The sequence below is a fragment of the Streptomyces canus genome (assembly GCF_041435015.1).
In the GTDB taxonomy this organism is placed as follows: domain Bacteria; phylum Actinomycetota; class Actinomycetes; order Streptomycetales; family Streptomycetaceae; genus Streptomyces; species Streptomyces canus_G.
Genome location: NZ_CP107989.1, coordinates 3,790,326 through 3,806,390 on the forward strand (window position 1 = coordinate 3,790,326; position 16,065 = coordinate 3,806,390).

The 16,065-nt window shown below is 67.9% G+C and carries 11 protein-coding genes; 1 reads left to right on the plus strand and 10 read right to left on the minus strand.

Annotated elements, in window-relative coordinates:
* Positions 1-226: 226 nt before the first annotated feature.
* The 10 genes from OG841_RS16870 to OG841_RS16915 form a co-directional block, all read right to left on the minus strand.
* Positions 227-1,195 carry an ABC transporter permease gene (locus tag OG841_RS16870; protein WP_057610030.1) on the minus strand — a complete coding sequence of 323 codons (969 nt, stop codon included), beginning with the start codon at positions 1,193-1,195 and terminating at the stop codon, positions 227-229.
* Positions 1,188-2,111, minus strand: a complete 924-nt coding sequence (locus tag OG841_RS16875) for an ABC transporter permease (protein WP_328640726.1) — start codon at positions 2,109-2,111, stop codon at positions 1,188-1,190. Before OG841_RS16875 ends, OG841_RS16870 begins: the two co-directional genes overlap by 8 nt.
* Before the next feature lie 7 nt (positions 2,112-2,118).
* Positions 2,119-3,759, minus strand: a complete 1,641-nt coding sequence (locus OG841_RS16880) for a peptide ABC transporter substrate-binding protein (RefSeq protein ID WP_328640725.1) — start codon at positions 3,757-3,759, stop codon at positions 2,119-2,121.
* A 776-nt stretch (positions 3,760-4,535) separates the two neighbouring features.
* Entirely contained in the window at positions 4,536-5,666 is a 1,131-nt protein-coding gene (locus OG841_RS16885; protein ID WP_328640724.1) for an ABC transporter ATP-binding protein, read from the minus strand.
* Positions 5,667-5,679: 13 nt separating this feature from the next.
* Positions 5,680-6,741 (minus strand): ABC transporter ATP-binding protein, encoded by a 1,062-nt coding sequence (locus OG841_RS16890; RefSeq protein ID WP_328640723.1) that lies wholly within the window; start codon positions 6,739-6,741, stop codon positions 5,680-5,682.
* 15 nt (positions 6,742-6,756) lie between these two features.
* Entirely contained in the window at positions 6,757-7,734 is a 978-nt protein-coding gene (locus OG841_RS16895) for an ABC transporter permease (RefSeq protein WP_328640722.1), read from the minus strand.
* 98 nt (positions 7,735-7,832) lie between these two features.
* A complete protein-coding gene (locus tag OG841_RS16900; RefSeq protein WP_328640721.1) occupies positions 7,833-9,638 on the minus strand; it encodes an ABC transporter substrate-binding protein in 1,806 nt (601 codons plus the stop codon).
* A 99-nt stretch (positions 9,639-9,737) separates the two neighbouring features.
* Positions 9,738-10,757 (minus strand): ABC transporter permease, encoded by a 1,020-nt coding sequence (locus tag OG841_RS16905; protein WP_328640720.1) that lies wholly within the window; start codon positions 10,755-10,757, stop codon positions 9,738-9,740.
* Between the two features lie 371 nt (positions 10,758-11,128).
* Positions 11,129-13,036, minus strand: a complete 1,908-nt coding sequence (typA, locus tag OG841_RS16910) for a translational GTPase TypA (RefSeq protein WP_059204600.1) — start codon at positions 13,034-13,036, stop codon at positions 11,129-11,131.
* A 128-nt stretch (positions 13,037-13,164) separates the two neighbouring features.
* On the minus strand, positions 13,165-15,468 hold the full coding sequence (locus OG841_RS16915; RefSeq protein WP_371565930.1) for an ABC transporter family substrate-binding protein: 2,304 nt from the start codon (positions 15,466-15,468) through the stop codon (positions 13,165-13,167).
* Positions 15,469-15,766: 298 nt separating this feature from the next.
* On the opposite strand from OG841_RS16915, the gene OG841_RS16920 reads away from it, so the two are divergent.
* Entirely contained in the window at positions 15,767-16,057 is a 291-nt protein-coding gene (locus OG841_RS16920; protein WP_266559898.1) for a hypothetical protein, read from the plus strand.
* Positions 16,058-16,065 lie beyond the last annotated feature (8 nt).

A 16,065-nucleotide genomic window follows, 5' to 3' on the forward strand; every position in this document is an offset into this window, starting at 1 on the left:
GACATGAGGGGGACGAAAGGAGCGTGGCGGGACGGACGACGACTCCGGCAGCCGCACCCCGCCACACCGCGACCGGACCCCGGCCCTCCCGCTCGGTGCGGTCGCAGGAGGCCACTGCCACAGGCCTCGGCGGTGCGGCGCCGCCGGGCAGGACGACATGGTGCGGGCGGAAGGTCCGCCGGGCCGCACTGCCGCTGCTCTCACGCGCGCTCGGCACCACGTCCGCTCACCTCAGCTTCGGGTCGAGGGCGTCGCGGACCGCGTCGCCGAGCATGATGAAGGCGAGAACCGTGATCGCGAGGGCTCCGGCCGGCCAGAGGAGCATGTGGGGGGCGTTGCGGATGTAGGCGGAGGCCGCGGAGATGTCGATGCCCCAGCTGACCGTGGGGGGTTTGAGGCCCACGCCGAGGTACGACAGGGTCGCCTCCAGGGCGATGTAGGTGCCGAGCGCGATGGTCGCGACCACGATCACCGGGGCGACCGCGTTCGGCGCGATGTGGCGCAGCAGCAGGCGGGAGTTGGAGGCGCCGAGGGCCCTGGCCGCCTGTACGTAGTCATTCTGTCGGGCGGTGATCACCGAGCCGCGCGCGATGCGGGAGATCTGCGGCCAGCCCAGCAGCACCATGAACCCGATGACCGGCCACACCGTGCTGCTCGTGACGACCGACAGGAGCACCAGGCCGCCGAGGACCACCGGGATCGCGAAGAAGATGTCGGTGGTGCGGGACAGGATCGAGTCCGAGAAGCCTCCGAAGAACCCGGCGAGGCCTCCGAGGACCGACCCGAGGATCGCGACGCCCAGCGTGGCGCAGACGCCCACCGTCACCGACGTACGGGCGCCGTACACCGTGCGCGTGTAGACGTCGCAGCCCTGGCCGTCGTAGCCGAAGGGATGGCCCGGCTGGGAGCCCTCCTGTGCCTTGGAGAGGTCGCACTTGAGGGGGTTGCCCGAGGTGATGAGCGAGGGCCACAGGGAGATGACGACCAGGAAGATGATCACCAGGGCCGAGATGATGAAGACGGGGTTGCGGCGCAGGTCCCGCCAGGCGTCGGACCAGAGGGAGCGGGGTTTGTCCAGAGGGGTCGTGTCGTCGGGGCCCTTCTCCAGGGTGGTCGCCTCACTCACCGCGAGATCCATCGCACCGCCCGCTCCGGTCCCGGCGATGGCTCCCTCTTGTTCCTGGGATTCAGGCATAGCGGATCCTGGGGTCGAGGACGGCGTACAGGAGGTCGACGAGCAGGTTGGCGACCAGGAAGACCAGGACGAGGACGGTGACGAAGCCGACCACGGTCTGGGTGTTCTGGCGCAGGATGCCCTGGTAGAGCTGGTAGCCGACGCCGTGGATGTTGAAGATGCGCTCGGTGACGATCGCACCGCCCATCAGGGCGCCGATGTCGGTGCCGATGAAGGTGACCACGGGGATGAGCGAGTTGCGGAGCAGATGCCTCACGATGACCCGCTGTCTCGGCAGACCCTTGGCCACCGCCGTACGGACGTAGTCCGAGCGCCGGTTCTCCGCGATCGACGTGCGGGTCAGCCGGGTCACGTACGCCAGTGACACGGACGCGAGGACCAGGCCCGGCACGAGCAACTCGCCGAAGCCGGCCTCCGTGGACACCGAGGGTTTGATCCAGCCCCACTGGACACCGAGGAGGAGTTGGAGCAGCAGGCCGGTGACGAAGGTGGGGACGGAGATCACGACGAGGGTGAGCAGGAGGACCGAGGTGTCGACGGGCCGGCCGCGCTTGAGTCCGGTGATCACGCCCAGGGTGATGCCGATGACGATCTCGATGAGGATCGCGACGATCGTCAGCCGGATGGTCACGGGGAACGACGTCGCCATCAGCTCGGTGACCTTCTGGCCGTTGAACGCGGTGCCGAAGTCGCCGGTGAAGACGTGCCCCATGTAGGTCAGGTACTGCTGCCAGACCGGCTTGTCGAGGCCGAACTCCTTCTTGAGCTGGGCGGACGTCGCCGCGTCGCACTGCTTGTCGCCGCACAGACCCGCGATGGGGTCGCCCATCACGTCCACCATGAGGAAGATCAGCAGCGTCGACCCGATGAACACCGGGATCATCTGGAGCAGACGCCGGACGACGTACCGTCCCATGGCGGGGTCAGCCGACCTTGATCTCGTTGTAGACGGGGACGCTGAACGGGTTGAGCTTCACGTTCGAGAGCCGCTCCGAGTAGCCGGCGCTGCCGTTCTGGTACCAGAGCGGGATGGCGGCCATGTTGTCCCGTACGACCTTCTCGGCCGCCTGGAACTTCTCCACCGCCTTGGTGGTGTCGGTCTCGGCGTTGGCCTCGTTGACGAGCTTGTCGAAGTCCTTGTTGGACCACTTGCCGTCGTTGGAGGAGGCGTTGGTGTAGTAGAGCGGCTGGAGGAAGTTCTGGATGAGCGGGTAGTCCATCTGCCAGCCCGCCCGGAAGGGGCCGCTCATCTTCTTCGCGGTGATCTGGCTGCGGAAGTCGGCGAAGGTGCCGACGGGGTTGCCGACGCAGGCCTTGTCGTTGTCGAGCGCGTTGTTGATGGAGTTGCAGACGGCGTCGACCCACTGCTTGTGGGAGCCGGTGTCCGCGTTGTACGTGATCTTGATCTGACCGCCGGGGAGTCCGCCGCCCTCCTGGATGAGCTTCTTGGCCGCGGCGGGGTCGTAGTCGCAGGCGTCCCCGCACAGTCCGTCCTGGAAGCCGCCCTCCTTGCCGAGGACCGGGGAGGTCCAGTCGGTGGCGGGGGTGCGGGTCTTCTGGAAGATCGTCTCGGTGATCTGGTCGCGGTTGATCGCCCGGGAGAGGCCGGTGCGGACCTTCTCCATCCCGGCCGCGTTCCACTTCTTGTCGTAGAACGGGAAGGCGAGGGTCTGGATGATGCCGGCCGGGGTGTTGATGTAGCGGTCGCCGAGGTCGGCCTTGGCGTTCTTGAGCTGGGCGGCCGGGACGTCGTCCACCAGGTCGAGGTTGCCGGCCAGGAGGTCGGTGTAGGCGGTGTTGTTGTCGGTGTAGACCTTGAGGGTCACCCCGCCGTTCTGGGCCTTGTCCGGGCCGGGGTAGGCGTCCCACTTCTTCAGGGCCATCTGCGAGCCCTTGGTGTACGAGTCGATGGTGTACGGCCCGTTCCCGACGGGCTTCTGCAGCCAGGACGCGTGGTCGTTGAAGAACGCCTGCGGGAGCGGGGCGTAGGCGGGGTAGCCGAGGGTGTCGGGGAAGGTCGAGAACTTCTGGTTGAGCTTGACGGTGAAGGTCTGCTCGCCGGTGACCTTCAGTCCGGAGAGGGTGTCGGCGCTCTGCTTGCTGCCGTCCTCCGGGTGCGTCTTGTCGTATCCGTCGATGTAGCCGAAGAAGTAGGCGTTCTTCTGGTTGTTCTTGAGGGAGGCCCCGTAGTTCCAGGCGTCCACGAACGACTTGGCGGTGACCTTCTCGCCGTTGCTGAAGGTCCAGCCGCTCTTGACCGTGATCGTGAAGTTCTGCGAGTCGGTCGTGTCGATCTTCTCGGCGAGCATGTCCTCGGCCTTGCCGGTCTCCGGGTTGTACTTCTTCAGGCTCCGGAAGATCATGTCGAGGACCTTGCCGCCCTGCACCTCGTTGGTGTTGGCCGGCTCCAACGGGTTCTGCGGGTCGCCCCAGGAGGAGCTCAGCACCGCGCCGCCGTCACTGCTGCCGCTGCCGCTGCCGCTGTCCCCACTGCCGCAGGCCGTCGCCGCGAGGGCTACCGCCGCCGCGCATGCGGCCCATTTGGCGTGCGTGGCTCCACGCATGGAGTGCCTCCTCAAGACTGATCCGTTACCGGCCAATATCGAACCGAAAGGGTCATTCCGCACGCCTGGGTAGGCCTTTGGGGGGTGCGCGGGGGCCGAGCCGATCAGGTCAGGGGGCCGGGACGTCAGATGGCACCAGGCCAAAGTGCCCGTGAGCCGGGCTGCCGGTGGGTCAGGTTGCCGGGGAGGCCAGGGGGTCGGTGCGTCGGAGTACCAGGAGCCACGGAACCACGGCGCCCACAGACCAAGCCGCCGGGAGCCAAGTTGCCGGAGGGCCAAGTTGCCGGGGGCCAAGGGGCCGGTGAGTCAGCGTGCCGACGGCAAGGGGTCGGGTCGCCGGACTACCCAGAGCCACGGAACCACGGCGCCCACAGACCAAGCTGCCGGGAGCCAAGTTGCCGGAGGGCCAAGTTGCCGGGGGCCAAGGGGCCGGTGAGTCAGCGTGCCGACGGCAAGGGGTCGGGTCGCCGGACTACCCAGAGCCACGGAACCACGGCGCCCACAGACCAAGCTGCCGGGAGCCAAGGGGCCTAAGGGTCAGGGGGCCCGGTGAGTCAGGGGCCGCCAGGCCAGGCCTCCAGTGGGTCCAGGCGCCGCCGGACTCAGCTGCCTGTAAACAGGGGGTCGCCAGGTCCCGCCGTCGGCAGCTCGAGGCGCTGCTGGGCCCAGGCGGAGTCCTCTCCCGCGGTCGCCTTCACCGTAGGCCAGGGGGGAAACGGCGGCCGGGGGCGGAGGCGCGGTGCCTCCGCCCCCGGCCGGGGGTTCTGCAAGGGGCGTCAGTCCTTGGCCGGCGCCTCGTCCTTCACGTCCTCCAGCGCCTTCAGCGCCGGGTCCATGATCACGTCCTCGTCACGGGCATCCGTGGTCGGGTCCTCCGGGAAGTGGCAGGCCGTGAGGTGGCCGACCTTGTTGCCGGAGATCTGGACCAGCGGCGGCTCGTCCGTGGCGCACTTGTCCTGCGCCTTCCAGCACCGGGTGCGGAAGCGGCAGCCGGACGGCGGCAGGATCGGCGAGGGGACGTCGCCGGACAGGCGGATCCGCTCGCGGCTCGCACCCGTGCCGTCGATGTCGACCTCGGGCACCGCGGAGAGCAGGGCGTGCGTGTACGGGTGCCGGGGCCGGTTGTAGATCGACTCCCGGTCGCCGACCTCGACGATCTTGCCGAGGTACATGACCGCCACGCGCTGCGAGAAGTGCCGTACGACGGCCAGGTCGTGGGCGATGAACAGGAAGGCGATCCCCAGCTCGTCCTGGACCTTCTTGAGCAGGTTGACGACCTGCGCCTGGATCGACACGTCCAGCGCGGACACCGGCTCGTCCGCCACGATCAGCTTGGGCTGGAGGGCCAGCGCCCGGGCCACGCCGATGCGCTGACGCTGACCGCCGGAGAACTCGTGCGGGAAGCGGTTGTAGTGCTCGGGGTTGAGGCCGACCAGCTCGAGGAGCTCCCGGACCCGCGTCTCCAGGCCGCCCTCCGGCTGGATCCCGTTGACCTCCATCGGCGACTTGATGATCGAGCCGACGGTCTGCCGCGGGTTCAGCGAGGAGTACGGGTCCTGGAAGATCATCTGGATCTCGGACCGCACCGGCGCCAGCTGACGGCGTGAGGCGTGCGTGATGTCCTGACCGGAGTACGTGATCTTGCCGGCCGTCGGCTCCAGGAGCCGCGTGATCAGCCGGCCCGTCGTCGACTTGCCGCAGCCGGACTCGCCGACCAGGCCGACGCTCTCGCCGACGCCGACCGTCAGGTCGACCCCGTCGACGGCCTGAACGGCGCCGACTTTGCGTTTGATCGGGAAGCCGCCGTAGATCGGGAAGTGCTTGGTCAGGCCCTCGACCTTCAGGAGTTCCTCGGTCGAGGTACCGGTGGGACCCTGCTGGGCGGGGAGGGTGAGGTTGTCGCTCATGTCTCGGATCTCCCTAGCGCAGCCGGGGCTGGATCTTGTCGATGAAGATGGTCTGCTTCTGCTCGGCCGTCAGGTGGCACGCGGAGGCGCGCCCCTCGCCCAGCGGCGGGCGGGAGTCGGTGCACAGCGTGCCCGGCACCTCGTCCTTGAAGGCGCACCGCGGGTGGAACGGGCAGCCGGAGGGCGGGTTGAGCAGCGAGGGCGGCGAGCCGGGGATCGGCTCCAGCGCCTCGTTGATGTCGCCGTCCAGGCGAGGCATCGAGCTCAGCAGGCCCCAGGTGTAGGGGTGCTTCGGCGCGCCCAGGACCTCCCGGACGGAACCGCGTTCCACGGCCCGGCCCGCGTACATCACCAGCAGGTCGTCGGCCATGTTCGAGATGACGCCGAGGTCGTGCGTGATGAAGATGATCGCGGAGCCGAACTCCTGCTGGAGGTCCTTGAGCAGGTCCAGGATCTGGGCCTGCACGGTGACGTCCAGTGCGGTGGTCGGCTCGTCGGCGATCAGCAGGTCGGGGTCGCACATCAGTGCCATGGCGATCATCGCGCGCTGGCGCATACCGCCGGAGAACTGGTGCGGGTAGTCGTCGTAGCGCTGCTTGGGCTGCGGGATGCCGACCTTCTCCAGCAGCTGGACGGCACGGTCCTTGGCCTCCGACTTGGAGGCGCCCCGGTGCTTCATGAACGGCTCGGCCAGCTGCCGGCCCACCGTGTAGAACGGCGACAGGGCGGTCAGCGGGTCCTGGAAGATCATCGCCATCTTGTTGCCGCGGAGCTGCTCCAGCTCCCGCTCGGTGGCGGTGACGAGTTCCTTGCCGTCGAGGACGATCTCGCCGTCGACGGAGCTGGAGCGCGGGTTGTGCAGGCCCAGGATCGTCAGGTTGGTGACGGACTTGCCGGAGCCGGACTCGCCGACGATGCCCAGGGTCTTGCCGCGCTCGACGTCGAAGGAGAGGCCGTCGACCGCCTTGACGATGCCGTCCTCGGTGGAGAACTGCACCTTCAGATCACGCACCGAGAGGAAGCTCTCCGGACCGGTCGGGGCCGGCGCGTCCTCGGTCTTGGTCAGTGTGGTCACGGTGGTTCGTTCTTCCTAGGAGAGCCGGACGCGCGGGTCGATGTAGGCGTACGCGATGTCGGTGAGGATGTTGACGATCAGGATGAAGAAGGCACCGAACAGCATGACGCCCATGGTGAGCGGCAGGTCCTTGTGGACCGCGCCGTCCACGGCGAGACGGCCGATCCCCTGGAGCGAGAAGGTCAGCTCGGTGACCACGGCGCCGCCGAGCATCGAGCTGATGTCGATGCCGAGGACCGTGACGATCGGGATCATCGAACCGCGCCAGGCGTAGCGGAAGAAGACGTACCTGTTCGACATGCCCTTGGCGCGGGCGGTACGGACGTGCTCCTCCGCGAGCTGCTCGATCATCGAGGAGCGGGCCATACGGGTGTACTGCGCGGTGAAGATGGTGGCCATCACCAGCGTGGGCAGCAGCAAGCCGGTGAACCACTTCCAGGGGTCATCGGTGATCGGGTGGTACGCCGGGTTGTCCATCCAGCCGGTGCTGTACACGAAGATCAGCAGGACGATCGGCCCGAGCACGTAGATCTGGAACGAACTGAGCACCATGGACACACCGGTGGCGATCTTGTCGACCAGTGTTCCGCGCCGGTAGGCGGCGATCATGCCGGCGCCCACACCGACGATGACGAAGACGATCGCACCGCCCGCGGTGAGCGTGAGGGTCGTCGGGAAGCGGTCCATGATCGTCGACCAGACCATGTCGCCCGAGTAGAACGACTGTCCGAGGCAGGGCGCGCTGCAGTGCCCGGTCGGGTAGTCACGGCCGACCACGATGCCGGACATGAAGTCCCAGAACTGCTGGTGGATCGGCAGGTTGAGGCCGAGTGCCTGGCGGATGTCCTCCAGTCTCGCGGGGGAGCAGTCCTTGCCACAGGCCAGGGAGGCGTAGTCGGAGGGCGCGGCGACGAACAGGAAGAACGTGGCGGCGCCGATGAGGAACAGGGTGACCAGGGCACCGACCGTGCGCCGGATGATGAACTGAAACATGGCGGGAGGGCTGCTCTCTGCGGAGACGGTGGGAGGTTTCACGGAGGTGCGGGGGTGCGCTCCGCCTGGTGCGCACCCCCGCGTTCAGCCGTAGAGAGTTACGACTTCACGTACAGGCGGTTGATGTCGATGAGGCTGGACACCGAGCCGTAGCGGGCGCCGCCGATGCTCGACCCGGAGAGCTGGAACTGCTTGGTGTACCAGAGCGGGGCAGCCGGGACGATCTTCTCCAGCAGGTAGTGCTGGGCTTCCTTCCAGGTCTTGGCGGCCGCGGTCGGGTCCTCGGCGAGGGCCTTCTTGATCAGGCCGTCGACCGTGGCGTCCTTGACGTGGGAGTAGTTCGGCGAACCGTCGGTCACCTGAGCGCCGTCGTAGACGGGCGTGATGACCGTGCCCGGCGACGGCCAGTCCTGGCCCCAGCCCGAGATGTACATGTCGTACGGGTTGTCGAGCTTGCCGATCTGCTCGTAGTAGCTCGCCGCGTCGACCTCCTTGGAGACGACGCTGAAGCCGACCTTGGTCAGGGCGTCCTCGATGGCGACCTTGCGCTTCTGGCCGTTCTCGCTGTTGGCGTAGGCGAAGACGACCTTCTTCTCGGCCGCCGGGACGGACTTGAGGATCTCCTTGGCCTTCGCGATGTTGCCCTGCGGCGTCTTCAGACGGCCGTACGGGTCGTAGTTCGCCTCGTAGCCCGGCAGGGTCGGGGCGAAGTAGTTCGGGGCCACGTCGCCGCCGTAGGCGCCGCCCTCACCCGCGATGAGCGACTTGGAGTTGACCGCGTAGGTGATGGCCTGACGGACCTTCAGGTCCTTCATGCGGGTCAGGTTGAAGGTCAGCTGCATGACGTAGGGCTGGTAGCCCTTGACCGTGCGCTTGCTGACGGCCGCGTTGCCGATGACGTCCTGGATCTGCGTGGCCTCGACGCCGCCGGTGAGCTGGATGGCGCTCTTGTCCTCGCCCTGGTCGGCGATCAGACGCTTGGTCTGGGTGGACTCGGTGATGCCGAACTGGAAGTCGAAGCCGTTCGGGTACTGGTGACGGACGGAGTCGGTCTTGGGGTCCCAGTTCGTGTTCTTCTCGAGCACGAGCTCCTTGCCGATCTTGTACGAGGCAACCTTGTACGGACCGGTGGCGACAGGGGCCTTGTCGTACTTCTCCTTGGTGTCCGTCTTCTCCGGGACGACGGCGTAGCCGGCCATGGCCAGCGTCTGCGGCAGGTCCGGGCGGGCCTGGTCGAAGTGGAAGACGACCGTCTTGTCGTCCGGGGTGTCCAGGACCGAGGCCGGCAGGTGCTTGCCGTCGAAGCCGCCGCCCGGCAGGAGCTTGCGGTAGTCGGAGGCGTACTTGCTGCCGGCGAGCCAGGTCTGGAGGTAGGGCGGGCCGTCGAAGATGAACTTCGCGAACTGGCGCTCGACCGTGTGGCGGATGTCGGCAGACGTGATGGCGGCGCCGTTGGCGTCCTTGATGCCGTCCTTCAGCTTGAAGGTCCAGGTCTTGCCGCCGTCGGAGGACTGGCCGGAGTCGGTGGCGAGGTCGCCCACGACCGAGACGCCGCCCTTGCCGTCCTCCTTGAACTGCGTCAGGCGACGGAAGAGCAGGTTGGCGACCTGGCCGGCGTCGGAGACGTAGATCTGGCCCGGGTCCAGGTGCGAGAGGCCCGCCTCCTGGTACACGTTGATCGTGCCACCGGACTTGGCGCCGGCCACCTCCTCGGCAGGACCCGTCGAGCCCGCGGCGTCGGCGTAGGTGACCGCCTTCGACTGGACCGACGCCTCGCTCTGGTCCTTCTTCGAGTCGGTACCGGAGTCGCCGCCCTCGTTCTTGGAGCAGGCCGTGAGGGCCAGGGAACCGGCCGCGAGGGCGACGATGACGGCGCGCGCTCTGCGCGAGCTGATGGGCTTCATGAGGCGAATACCTACCTGTCGGTTGTTATCCATGAGTACTGCCTGACGCGGCTGGTAGGCCGACGCGGGGGCGGCAGTCACCCCCCACCAATGGACGAGTTACCGCCCGGACTTGGGGTCGAAAGCGTCCCGGACCGAGTCTCCGAGGAGGTTGAAGGCCAGAACGAAGATCACCAGCGCCGTGCCGGGGAAGAAGAGGAACGCCGGGTCCTGCTCGGTGTACTTGGCAGCGGCGGCGAACAGTCGTCCCCAGTCCGGAGTCGGCTCGACGAACCCGACTCCGGCGAAGGAAAGGAAGGCGATGGTGAGGATGGTGCTGGGCAGCGAGTACGTGAACTGCACCAGGATCGGCGTCACCACGTTCGGCAGGATCTCCTTGCGGACGATCCGCCAGGGGGAGGCGCCGGAGACCTTGGCGGCCTCGACGAACTCCCTCTCACGCAGGGACAGCACGGTGGAGCGGACCAGACGCGCCATACCCATCCAGCCCAGCAGCCACAGCACGATCAGCATCGCCAGTGCGCGGAAGTACGTGGGGGTATCCTCCCGCGGGTCGACGAAGAACGCGGTGACCACGGGCATGAAGGCGATGAAGAACAGCTGCTGGGGGAAGGACAGGAAGAAGTCGGTGACCCGACCGATCCAGTAGTCGGTACGACCACCGAAGTACCCGCCGATCAGACCGATGATCACGCCCGTGACCATCAGCAGGACCGTCACACCGAGTGCCATGAACAGGGACGTCCGCATGCCGTACATGAGCATGGCGAACAGGTCACGGCCGAACTGCGGCTCCACACCGAACCAGTGGTCGCCCGAGACGCCGCCGAAGTAGCCCAGGGGCAGCCCGAACTGGTCCAGGACCGGCTTGTCGGCGTAGGTCGGGTCCTGCCCGTACAGCGTGTACGGGTCGGTCCCGCTCAGCTTGACCAGCAGCGGCGCGGCCAGCGCGACCACGAAGTACAAAATCACTACCACGGCGCAGATGACACCGGTACGGTCACGCTTGAAGCGCTGCCACATCAACTGGCCGGGAGAACGACCCTCGAGCTTCTGCTCGCCCTTGACAGGCTCGGCGTCCGTCTCGAGCTCGGGGTCCAAGGCGACTGGACTGGTCATGTGTGTACTTCCCCCGGGGGGTTGGAGAGTTGAGCGCAGCACAGATACCGGCAGGTTCTGTGGTTTGGGGGAACTTTCGCCAAAGTGTTCAACGCGCGTCAAGGGCGGAAGGCATAGGGATCTCCCTACCGACCATATTTTGAGGAAAAATTGCAAAGATTGACACCTGGGCGCGCTTGACACGTGAACCGACAGACCGTCAAAACGGACATACCGCAATGGATTTCTGTTCACATGTCCGAAACACCTGGGCGCATTACCGATATCCGGACGGTCACTCATAGGTCACGGACAGGTATCGGCAGGCACGCCTGAGGCCCGGTTCCCCGAGTGTCGGAGAACCGGGCTGCCGACGGTCGCCGGCGGTGGGATCAGCCGTGCTTGGCGCGGCTCGCGGCGCGGGCGCGCTCGCGGGCGTCCAGGTTGACCTTACGGATGCGGACCGCTTCCGGAGTCACCTCGACGCACTCGTCGTCGCGGCAGAACTCCAGGGACTGCTCCAGGGAGAGCTTGCGCGGCGGGACGATCGCCTCGAACGAGTCGGCCGAGGCCGACCGCATGTTCGTGAGCTTCTTCTCCTTGGTGATGTTCACGTCCATGTCGTCGGAACGCGAGTTCTCGCCGACGATCATGCCCTCGTACACCTCGGTGCCCGGGTCGGTGAACAGCACACCGCGCTCCTGGAGGTTCGTCATCGCGAAGGCGGTGACGGCACCGGCGCGGTCGGCGACCAGCGAGCCGTTGTTACGGGTCGTCAGGGTGCCGAACCACGGCTCGTGGCCCTCGTGGATGGAGTGGGCGATACCCGTGCCACGGGTACCGGTCAGGAACTCCGTACGGAAGCCGATCAGGCCGCGGGACGGCACGACGAACTCCATACGGACCCAACCGGAGCCGTGGTTCGACATGTTGTCCATACGGCCCTTGCGGACGCCCATGAGCTGCGTGACCGCGCCCATGTGCTCCTCGGGGACGTCGATCGTCATGCGCTCGACGGGCTCGTACACCTTGCCGTCGACGATCTTGGTGACGACCTGCGGCTTGCCGATCGTCAGCTCGAAGCCCTCACGGCGCATCTGCTCGACCAGGATGGCCAGCGCGAGCTCACCACGGCCCTGGACCTCCCAGGCGTCCGGGCGCTCGGTGTCGAGCACGCGGAGGGAGACGTTGCCGATCAGCTCGCGGTCGAGACGGTCCTTGACCTGGCGGGCGGTCACCTTGCGGTCCTTCACCGCGGCCTTGGCCGAGGCACCCTTGCCGGTGCCGCCCCGGCCGACCAGCGGCGAGGTGTTCGTACCGATGGTCATCGAGATGGCCGGCTCGTCGACCGTGATGAGCGGCAGCGGGATCGGGTTCTCCGGGTCGGCGAGGGTCTCGCCGATCATGATGTCCGGGATACCGGCGACGGCACAGATGTCACCGGGGCCGGCCATCTCGGCGGGCTTGCGGGTGAGCGCCTCGGTCATCAGCAGCTCGGTGATGCGCACGTTGGACATCGTGCCGTCGCGCTTGATCCAGGTGACGGTCTGGCCCTTGCGCAGCTCGCCCTGCTCGACGCGGAGGAGCGCGATACGGCCGAGGAAGTTGTCGGCGTCCAGGTTGGTGACGTGCGCCTGGAGGGGGGCCGTCTCGTCGTACTCCGGGGCCGGGACGTGCGACAGGATCGTGGAGAAGAACGGCTCCAGGCTGTCGCTGTCCGCCGGGACCGTGCCGTTCTCCGGCTTGGTCAGCGAGGCGACACCGTCACGCGCACACGCGTAGACGATGGGGAACTCGATCTGCTCCTCGTCCGCGTCCAGGTCCAGGAAGAGGTCGTACGTCTCGTTGACGACCTCGTCGATCCGGGAGTCCGGGCGGTCGGTCTTGTTGATGCACAGGATGACCGGCAGGCGCTGCTGAAGCGCCTTGCGCAGCACGAAGCGGGTCTGCGGCAGCGGCCCCTCGGAGGCGTCGACCAGCAGGACCACCGCGTCCACCATCGACAGACCGCGCTCGACCTCGCCACCGAAGTCGGCGTGGCCCGGGGTGTCGATGATGTTGATGGTGATGACGTCGCCGCCATCCTTCGGGTGGTACTTCACGGCCGTGTTCTTGGCCAGGATCGTGATGCCCTTCTCACGCTCCAGGTCGTTCGAGTCCATCATGCGGTCGTCGAGCGACTCGGCGGCGTGCGCGGCGAAGGCACCGGCCTGCTTCAGCATGGCGTCGACAAGAGTCGTCTTGCCGTGGTCGACGTGGGCGACGATGGCGACATTGCGGATGTCGTGGCGCGTGGCCATATTGCGGCGTACTCCCAAGTGGTGAGAAGGCCCTGCTACGAACGTCCGTGTGACGCGGGCCTGCCGGGCTTGACACGCCACGGCCTCACCCCATCGTACGTTGCCTCCCGGGCGGGGGCTCGCCGGGCTCAGTCTCCGGACGGCCGGACCGAGGCTTTCCCGCCCTTCTTCAGGAAGCCCATGTCCTCGTAGACGGGCGTCTGGAAACCGAAGGCACCGGCGTTGACCACGTCCTTCTTCGCGGCGGTCAGCTGAGGCCGCTGATACAGCGGGATGGAGCCGGCGGCGGCCCAGATCCGTGAATCGGCCTTGCGGATCAGGCTGCGGCTCTTGCCCTCGTCGAGCGTGGCGACGGCCTGGTCGAAGAGCTGGTCCACCTGGTCGGTGCCGACCCGTGTGTAGTTCTGCTCGACGTTCAGCGAGCCGTCCGCGGCCGGCACCGGCTTCGCGAAGATCGGGCGGGCGTCGGTGGCGGGGAACGCGGACGTGGGCCAGGAGTACAACGCGAGGTCGTACTCCCCGGACGCGATGTGGTCCTTGAAGTAGCTCTCGTCGGAGACCTTGGAGATCTCCGTCCGGATACCGACCTTCTCCAGCATCGAGGAGATCCGCCCGGCCACCGTCCGCAGCGTCCCGGACCCGGGCCCCGACGGCAGCACGAACCGCAGCGCGAGCGCCTTGCCGTTCTTGGCCAGCAGCTTCGTCGCCGCGCCCGCCGGAGCCGCCGTGCCCTTGGGGGCGTAGGCCCCGGGAGCGCCGCCCTGCCTCAGCCCGTTGGCGTACTGCTTGGCGTCCTGAGCGAGCTGCCGCGGACCGTCCCCGACCTTGTGGTGGTCCTTGGGGTCCTTGTCGTCGCCCTTGTCGTCCTCGCCGACGACGTACGTCCCGTCTTCCTCCTTCTCGGAGTCCTGCCCGGCCTTCCTGCCCTTGGCCCCCGCGGCCTTCCCGCCCTTCTTCTTCTCCTTCTTCTCCTTCTCGACCTTGCCGCCGGCCACCCACCCGGCGTCCGTGAGAAGTGCCTGGGCCTCCTCGGTGTCCTGACCGCCGAGCGCGCCGCTGTTGTCGGCGTAGGCGTCCTGGCCGGAGAGGGCGAGGTGGCTGCCGAGGGGCACGGCGGGCAGCCCGAGCGGGGAGAGGACGACGCGGGCCAGCGCCTTGCGGTCGATCGCGCGGGCCACGGCCCGTCGGACCCGCTCGTCGGCGAGCGGGCCGGAGGCACCGTTGAGGGCGAGCTGGGTGTAGGCGGGCTCCAGGGACCTGCGGACCTCGAAGCCCTTCAGGGCCGCCTGCTCACGCTTGTAGGCGGCGACCGCCCTGCGCTCCTTCTGTTGGGCGCTGAGCTCCTCGTCGGCGGCCTCCTCGTCGTCGCTGTGGGCGACGGCCCAGGAGCGCAGCGCGTCGGCGGCGCTCAGGTTGCTGCCGGAGCCGTGCGCGGGGAGTCGGCCCGGGCCCGCGAGCGGGCTGCTGCCGGGCTTGGCTCCCGCGCGGGCGGCGAGGCCGATGCGGCCGAGGGCCTCGGAGTCGACATCGGCGAGCTCGATCTCACCGGCGGCCAGCGCGGTGGCCCGCTTGTCGCGCGGGACGGCGCGGAGCACGATCTGGTCCAGCTTGGCCGGGTGACCCCACCAGCGCGGACTGCGGGTGAGGATGACCTCGTCGTCCTTGCGGTCGACCTTCTTCAGGGTGAAGGGACCGGCGGTGACCTTGAGTTTCTTGCGGGCGGAGTCGTTGAAGGAGTCCGGGGTGCCCATGACGTCCTTCGGGTACAGCGGTGAGAACAGCGAGCGCCAGTCGGCGTACGGCCGCGCGAAGGTGACCCGGACCTCCAGGTCGTTGGCGCCGCGTTCGATCTTCTCGATGCGGTCGTAGCCGGCGTTGCGGGCGGTCCAGTACGCGGAGTCCTTGCCGGACAGGGCGCGCCACTGCGCGGCGAAGTCGGCGGCGCCGATCTCCCGGCCGTCGCTCCACACCGCCTGCTGGTTCAGCTTGTAGAGCACGACCTGCTTGGGCCCGGTCTCGACGACCTTCGCCGACTCCAGGTAGTCGGGGTGGACCTGCGGCCGCCCGTTCGCGTCGAGCCGGTACATCGACGGCAGGACCGCCTGGGCGACGGTGGTGGTGGTCGCGTCCGCGTCCGACTGGAAGGTGTTCAGGGTCTCGGGTACGGCGTCCACGGCCCAGTGCAGGGTGCCGCCGTCGGCGACCCGGTTGCGGGCGGCGGGCGCGATGTCCTGCGCGGCGAGGGGCTTGCTCTTCTTCTCCTCGGAGCTGCACCCGGAGAGCGCGGTCACCGCGAGCGCGCCCGCGGTCAGGAAGACGACCGAGCGCGTGACCGCGCCAGGCCTTCTCGGCACTCTCCCGCCGTCCGCCCGCAGGGCCGAGCAGGTGGGAGAGTGCCGAGGAGGCCTCGGTCCGACGCCGTCGTTGGACATCTCTGCTTACCTCCGGGAGCCGCGGGCGTTATGATCACTTTTGGCGGTATATGGAGCTGATCACATGTATGCGGCCACTGAAGAGGAAAGGGTTCGGCAACGGACGGCGACACGGCGACAACGACCGGGAAGCCCACCCGTGCGGCGCAATCGACGGCGCACGAGGGGCGCGCACGGAGGCTCACGATCCGCCAATCCGTGCACGTCCCTTCACACCGGCTGGTGTGACGCGCAACACTCGCAGGCGCATGACCGTTCCCGTCCAGGGCATCCCCGCCCACGGAAGTGAGGTCACGTCATGTCCGTGAACGACGAACTGGCAGCGGCGCAGCGCGCGCTCGACGAGGTGCTCAGGTACGTCAAGCGCCTTGAGCAGCAGCTGGGCAGCAGCGGTCTGGAGATGCGCCGTGTGCGGATCGACGCCGACCGGCTGCGCGAGAGCCTCGCGCTGCTGAAGGAGACCGACCCGGCGCTCGCCAAGGCGCGCCGCCCGGATCTCGTCTCCATCTCCGACACCCCGTACGACAACACCCTGTGGACGGACTCGGACGACGAGGGACTCGGCGCCCGCGACCGGCGAGCCCCCTGAACCCGACC